The 6,860-nt window shown below is 45.1% G+C and carries 5 protein-coding genes; 4 read left to right on the plus strand and 1 reads right to left on the minus strand.

Translation table 11 applies throughout. From position 1 onward, the window contains the following. Positions 1-697: 697 nt before the first annotated feature. The 4 genes from ACYVAA_RS21780 (at position 698) to ACYVAA_RS21795 (ending at position 5,517) form a co-directional block, all read left to right on the plus strand. Positions 698-2,875, plus strand: coding sequence for a S9 family peptidase (locus tag ACYVAA_RS21780; protein WP_460545954.1), 2,178 nt, complete (start codon positions 698-700; stop codon positions 2,873-2,875). Positions 2,876-3,010: 135 nt separating this feature from the next. Further along, positions 3,011-3,385: a hypothetical protein gene (locus ACYVAA_RS21785; RefSeq protein ID WP_460545957.1), complete on the plus strand. Its 375-nt coding sequence runs from the start codon at positions 3,011-3,013 to the stop codon at positions 3,383-3,385. A gap of 72 nt (positions 3,386-3,457) precedes the next feature. After that, positions 3,458-3,922: a Clp protease ClpB gene (locus tag ACYVAA_RS21790; protein WP_460545959.1), complete on the plus strand. Its 465-nt coding sequence runs from the start codon at positions 3,458-3,460 to the stop codon at positions 3,920-3,922. Between the two features lie 128 nt (positions 3,923-4,050). Further along, the gene (locus ACYVAA_RS21795; protein WP_460545961.1) at positions 4,051-5,517 is read left to right on the plus strand and encodes a glycine--tRNA ligase; all 1,467 of its coding nucleotides are present in this window, start codon (positions 4,051-4,053) and stop codon (positions 5,515-5,517) included. An 85-nt stretch (positions 5,518-5,602) separates the two neighbouring features. Here the strand turns inward: ACYVAA_RS21795 and ACYVAA_RS21800 are convergent. Then, a partial coding sequence (locus ACYVAA_RS21800; RefSeq protein ID WP_460545963.1) for an MltF family protein occupies positions 5,603-6,860 on the minus strand: 1,258 nt, incomplete at its 5' end.

Here is a 6,860-nt window from a genome sequence, read left to right on the forward strand (position 1 = left end):
GTTTGTCTCAATTTGATTTTGTTCCATTTGCTGTAGGCTAAAAATGAGTGGATCTCGCTCGTCCACTTCGCGAGCTAACTCATTTTCTTAACGCCTCCATCAACTGTCCCAAAACCGAATGCTCCAAAGGCCTTCAGAAGGATTTCTGTCAAGTATTTTGTTCTATTAATGCTACGTGCAAAATCCCGGATAGTCAGATTTTGTTTACTGGCAAAATTGCGGATAACCATCAACCAAAATTCTTTTAAACCGATCAAAAAAAGGCAGAACTCCAAGAAAAGAAGTTACCTCGCGTCGAGAAACATGAACCTGTCTCATAAGTCAAGATTAGAATCTGCTTACCAAATATTCTATGGGTATAGCATTTCTGATCGCTTGCAATTTCGTAATTCAATACATTACTTGGATAAGGTTCTCAATTAAAATCTACGGGTTTTGGCGGCAATTTATATGCTCTATTGACATTTATCCGGCCAAAACATGACCCTTTGCGGAATACCTTTGCCTGGGGCTGCCACCCCAGGCTATTATAAATTTGCCCCTTTGGGGCGAACCCTTTCTCTACTGCCTTCCATGACGACAACGAACTATTATTTGTGTAAGACTCAGAGAAATCTACTTATGAGACAAGCTCATCATTTTTAGCTCATTTTATTTATCTTTAGCCCTCAGAATAAAATCCAAATAGTAGAACAGTATGAACCAAATACGAATTTTAACTATCGCAGCACTAATTATGAGCATGTGTTTCGAAACGCTGGCACAGCAGCAAAAAGTCTCGTTGGAGGCAATTTTCAAAGAAGGGGTGTTTAACCAAAAATCTGTCCATGGCATCAACTGGATGAAGGACGGACAATATTACAGCTCCTTGATCAGGGAAAACGGAAAACCCCAGGTGGTCAAAATGAATGTTTCCACAGGGGAGCAGGAAGCCGTCCTTATCGATGGCAATGAATTGGGGATCAATTTCTCCAGCTATTCTTTCAACAGTGATGAAACCAAAGCCCTTATCGCCACTGAGGTGGAAAGCATTTACCGCAGGTCTTCCAAAGGGATATTTTACGTGGTGGATCTCCAAAGTGGCGAAGCGCAAAAACTGATGGACGGGGAGAAGATCTCTTATGCCACCCTTTCTCCAGACAATACCAAAATCGCTTTTGTCAAGGACAATGACCTTTATTACATCAGCCTGGAGGACAATAAGGTCCACCGGATTACCAAGGATGGAAAATGGAACCATATCATCAATGGTGCCGCCGACTGGGTGTACGAAGAGGAATTTTCCATGGCCCAGGCTTTTGAATGGTCTCCAGACGGTAAAAAGATCGCTTTTATCCGGTTTGACGAGTCAGAAGTCCCCGAATACAACATGCAGGTATGGGGACCGCTTTATCCAAAGGACTATAAGTTCAAATACCCCAAAGCAGGAGATAAAAACGCCGAAGTGAGCATCCGTGTTTTTGACCTGGAAAGCGAAAAAACCAGCATCATGCAGGCAGGCGAAGAAAAAGACATTTATCTTCCGCGCATTTATTGGACCGGCAACAGCAGCACCCTGGCCTTTATCCGCCTGAACAGGCTGCAAAACCAATTGGACCTCTTCCATGCCGATGCCCGGACAGGTGAGAGCAAAGTCATCCTGACCGAGACATCCGAAACTTACGTGGATTTGGATTATAATGACAACCTGCTCTACCTAGCAGATGGAAAAGGCTTCATCAAAACTTCTGAAAAGGACGGTTTCAAACATATCTATCACCATGACATGGACGGAGAGCCCATCAAGCAGATCACTGCTGGAAACTGGGAAGTGACCGAAGTGGTCGGGGTAGATGAAAAAGCCAAAAAGATTTACTATGTAAGTACAGAAAGGTCTCCATTGGAGAGAAACCTGTACGTGATCAAATTCAACGGTAAGGGCAAAAAAGAACTGACCCCCGAAAAAGGAAGCCATGCCATCAACATGAGCCCTGACCACAAATATTATATTGACTATTTCTCCACTGCCAATACTCCGTTGAAGATTACACTGAATGATGCCAAAGGAGAAACCATTAAAGTACTGGAGGACAATGAGGAGTTAAAAGAAAGGCTGAACAATTATGCGCTGAGCGACAAGGAGTTTTTTCAGTTTGCCAGTGTTGACGGCACCATGTTGAACGCTTATATGATCAAGCCGGCGGACTTTGACCAAAACAAGCAATACCCGGTACTCATGTATGTTTACGGCGGTCCTGGTTCACAAAATGTCAAAAACAGCTGGGGAGGCTCCCGGGATTTTTGGCACCACCACCTCGCTGCCGAGGGCTATATCGTGGTATGTGTGGACAACAGGGGCACAGGAGCGAGAGGCCGCGACTTCAAACATGCAACCTATGCACAGCTGGGCAACCTGGAAACCCAGGATCAGATAGCCGGAGCTAAACACCTGGCCGCCTTGCCTTATATAGATGCAGACAGAATCGGTATTTGGGGATGGTCTTACGGGGGCTATATGTCTTCCCTTTCCCTAATGCTCGGCAATGACACTTTCAAAACCGCCATTGCCGTTGCTCCGGTGACCACCTGGAGGTACTATGACACCATTTATACCGAAAGATACCTTCAGACCCCACAGCTCAATGCTTCCGGGTATGACGACTTCAGCCCGATAACCCACGTGGACAAGTTAAAAGGAAACTTGCTGCTGATCCATGGCACGGGAGACGACAATGTGCACTTCCAAAACTCTGTAGACCTGGTCAATGCCCTTGTTGGCGCTGACAAGCAATTTGAGACCTTTTACTACCCTAATAGGAACCATGGAATCTACGGAGGCAACACCACCTGGCACCTGTACAATTTGATGACTGACTTTATTAAGCGTAAACTGTAAAGCGCTTCTATCCAAGTAGCAAAAGCGGTGAGTTCATAAGTTGCTCACCGCTTTTTTCTTTTGGGCTCAGGAAATGGCCATATTGGTTTTTTGGGTGAAAGCAAGTATCTTGATGTTCAACGCCCAAAATAAGCCATGAAAGAAAAACTCAATACTTCCCTTCAGTCCATCAGCTTGATCGCGGTAGTGGGAATGGCGGCGTGGTCTGTTTTCTCCGGAGATATTTCCACCACCAAACTCCTTACCTACCTGATCATATTTCTCGTGATCATCGAGATTTTCAGCCTGATTCTGGTCCGAAAAACCTATCCGGAAAGCCATACCACCTTTAAATCCGGCATCATTGCCTCTTTTTTGATATTACTTGGCATCAAAAGGATGCTGCCTGACTTCTTTGTCCCCCTAACCATTACCGCCTTTGCGATAAACTACCTTTATAACTTTTACACCAACAACAAAAGAAGAAAAGGGAAGTTTAGGAGAAACGGCCAAAGCAAATTTCGCCTCTAAAAAAGCGGAAGATGCTGAAAGCCTAATGGATCGGCACGTTATTTGCCCCTAAAAAGCGCAAAAATCCCTATCATGAAAAAGATACTGTTACTTGCTTTCTTACTTCTTCCCATGCTTTCTTTTTCCCAGAAAAAACTGGAAAAGCTGATCATTGAGCGCCAAAACCTCCATCAGCAGTGGAAAGCATCCGAGTCCCAAAAATCAGGCATTTTCGGAAACCGCACCAAAAAAGACATGATTTCCACCAACGAATGGCTGGAACGCATCATTTTAAAAGACAACCAGATCATGGACGAGCTGGAAATGCTCAAAAACATTGAAACAACAGAAATCAAATACGAAAAGGACGATTACAAGTACATCGCCCAAAAGCAGGAACAGGATATCGGTAAACTGAAGAGGGCCCTGGCTGAAAAGGATGAAGATATATCCTCGGCAAAATCACGCAAAAGGACCTATGAATGGACTACTTTTATCTTCTTTCTATCCACTGCGGTACTTGGATACCTTTATTATCGCTCGAGGTTCAGAAGCTGAGCGCCCTATTTACGTGACAACTGACTAAGCGAGTGTTAATTCAACCTAGGCAAAATCTGTTTTTCTGTATCAAAACTAAAGCATTTTTTCCTTCCCTTATTTAAATAGATTTCCCTATTTTTGCTCCTATGGCAAAAACAGAACAAGTAACTGAAAACGCACAGTTGAAAGATATTATTTCCCATGCCAAGGAGTATGGGTTCGTGTATCCTTCTTCCGAAATATACGATGGACTTCAGGCGGTCTATGATTATGGCGCCTATGGAGTAGAGCTTAAAAATAACCTTAAGCGCCTCTGGTGGGAGTCCATGACCCGCTTAAATGACAATATTGTCGGCATTGACGCTTCTATCTTCATGCATCCGACCACTTGGAAAGCCTCTGGTCACGTGGATAGCTTCAACGATCCGATGATTGACAATAAGGACAGCAAAAAGCGCTACCGTGCTGATGTCCTGATCGAGGAAAAAGCCGCTGCCCTAGAAAAAGAGGGTAAACTTGAGGAGGCCAAATCCCTCCTTGGCGCCATGGGCAAGCTGTTGGAAGCCGAAGACCTCGACGGTGTCCGGGACCTGATCATCAATGAAGAGATCACCTGCCCCATCAGTGGCACAGCCAACTGGACAGATGTCAGACAGTTCAACCTGATGTTTTCCACCCAGGTAGGTTCTGTAGCCGAAGATGCATCCACTATCTATCTGAGACCGGAAACTGCACAGGGGATCTTTGTCAACTTCCTGAATGTACAGAAAACTGCCCGGATGAAAGTCCCCTTTGGCATTGCCCAAATCGGTAAAGCCTTTAGGAATGAGATCGTGGCGCGACAGTTCATTTTCCGTATGAGGGAATTTGAGCAGATGGAGATGCAGTATTTTGTACGCCCCGGAAGCGAACTGGACTGGTACAAAAACTGGGCTGAAACCCGCCTAAAATGGCACAAAGCACTAGGCATCCCTGACGACAAGCTCAGAACACATGACCATGAGAAACTTGCCCACTACGCCAATGCTGCCATGGACATTGAGTTTGAGTTTCCATTTGGTTTCAAGGAAGTAGAGGGTATCCACTCCAGAACTGACTTTGACCTTAAGAGCCATCAGGAATATTCTAAAAAGAAACAGCAATATTTCGACCCTGAGGTCAACCAAAACTACATTCCTTATGTAATCGAAACCTCTATCGGTGCGGACAGGCTTTTCTTGATGACGCTTTGCAACGCTTTTGTTGAGGAAGAAAACGAAGGAAAAAGCAGAACCTACCTGAAATTCCATCCAGCCATTGCTCCGGTAAAAGCAGCCATTCTTCCTTTAACCAAGAAAGATGGCTTGCCTGACAAGGGCAAGGAGATTTTCAACCAGCTAAAATACGATTTCAACATCATCTATGAGGAAGCCGCTTCCATAGGTAAGCGTTACACGCGTCAGGACCTTATAGGAACTCCTTTCTGTATTGCGGTAGACCACCAAACACTCGAGGACAATACGGTAACCATCCGTCATCGAGACACTACTGAGCAGGAACGTGTGCATATCGACGACCTTCACAGCAAACTTACCAAAGCGACCAGCTTTAAAAACATTTTCGAGCAGATTTAAGCTGAACGAAAAATATCCAAAGCATAAAAAGCCCGGTGTAAAATCACCGGGCTTTTGCATTTTGTCCGATCTCCGTTGGAGGAACTTAAGGAGATACCAATACCCTGTAGGACTCGTAAACACTTAAGATATCCTGTACGTAGGACACTGCCAGATGCCCCTTGGCGTAACCACTGCGCACAACCGGATCCCGATAAAACTCTGGCTGGGATTTCCTTTGCAGATAATAGGCCACACTCTTCCACTGTCGTGTGTCGCGCCCAAACTTCAAGGCCAGCCTCCAAGCATCATTGACATGGCCATGCCCAATATTGTAAGAAGCCAAAATAAACTTGATCCTTTCATTGGTCTCGGGCACCCGTTCCAACCAAAATTTATCCAGGTACTTTAAATAATTCACCCCTCCCAACAGACTCTGCAGCGGGTCATTGGGATTTTCTACCCCAAAACGCTCCAGGGTAACAGGCATTAACTGCAACAATCCCTTTGCCCCGGCATAACTGGTGGCGACCGTATCAAACCTGGATTCCTTGTAGACAAGAGAGGCCAACAGCCTCCAATCCCAACCGATCTGTTCTGCCCCTTTTTTAATAATATTATCGTAAACAGAAATCCTGTCTCCTGAAATGGATGAAAAAGGGCTTTTATTTCTAAAATAACTGTTCTTTTTGTTCAAAAAGTACTTCCCGTATAAAATGGCAAAATAAGTAGAACTTTTCCCCTTCTCTATCCAGCTATTAAGTTCATGGAGGAGATCTGGAGAGTTTTTCCGAACCGCCCAAGCGACTTCAGCAGGGGGACTGACCTCCATGCTGATATCGATATCACTGTAATAAGTGGAATTCACCAAGGCAACGTCCATATCCACTATGGTGTACTCAATGTTCTCCATCACTACGTCTTCCACTAGCCCGTCGGAGTTTTTATCCACTTCCACTATATCCATCTTCACTTGAAGACTGTCAGCCAACTGCTGTAGCTGTCGCCGGTAAACTGTTCCCTTTCTCACATGCACCGTCTTCCCATCGAGCTCGGTAATTTCCCGGAGCAAAGGTCGCTCCCTGGGCTGAACAAGTACAGAAGAAAGGGAATTCAGCGGCGCTGTAAATGCCCCGTACTTCCTTCTTTCCTCATTGGAAAACAAATTGATGGCAATGATATCCGCCTTCCCTTCATTGAGCAATTGATAAGCCCTCACAATATCGGCATCCACGATCAGACGGAGCTGCACCCCTAACCTCCTGGCAAAGTTTCGTAATAACTCAAACTCATACCCCATCCTCCTACCGCGATAGATATAATAGCTGGTCGAGGAATTGTCCACGACAGCCCGGATAAAGCCC

The sequence above is a fragment of the Echinicola sediminis genome, from assembly GCF_054777495.1.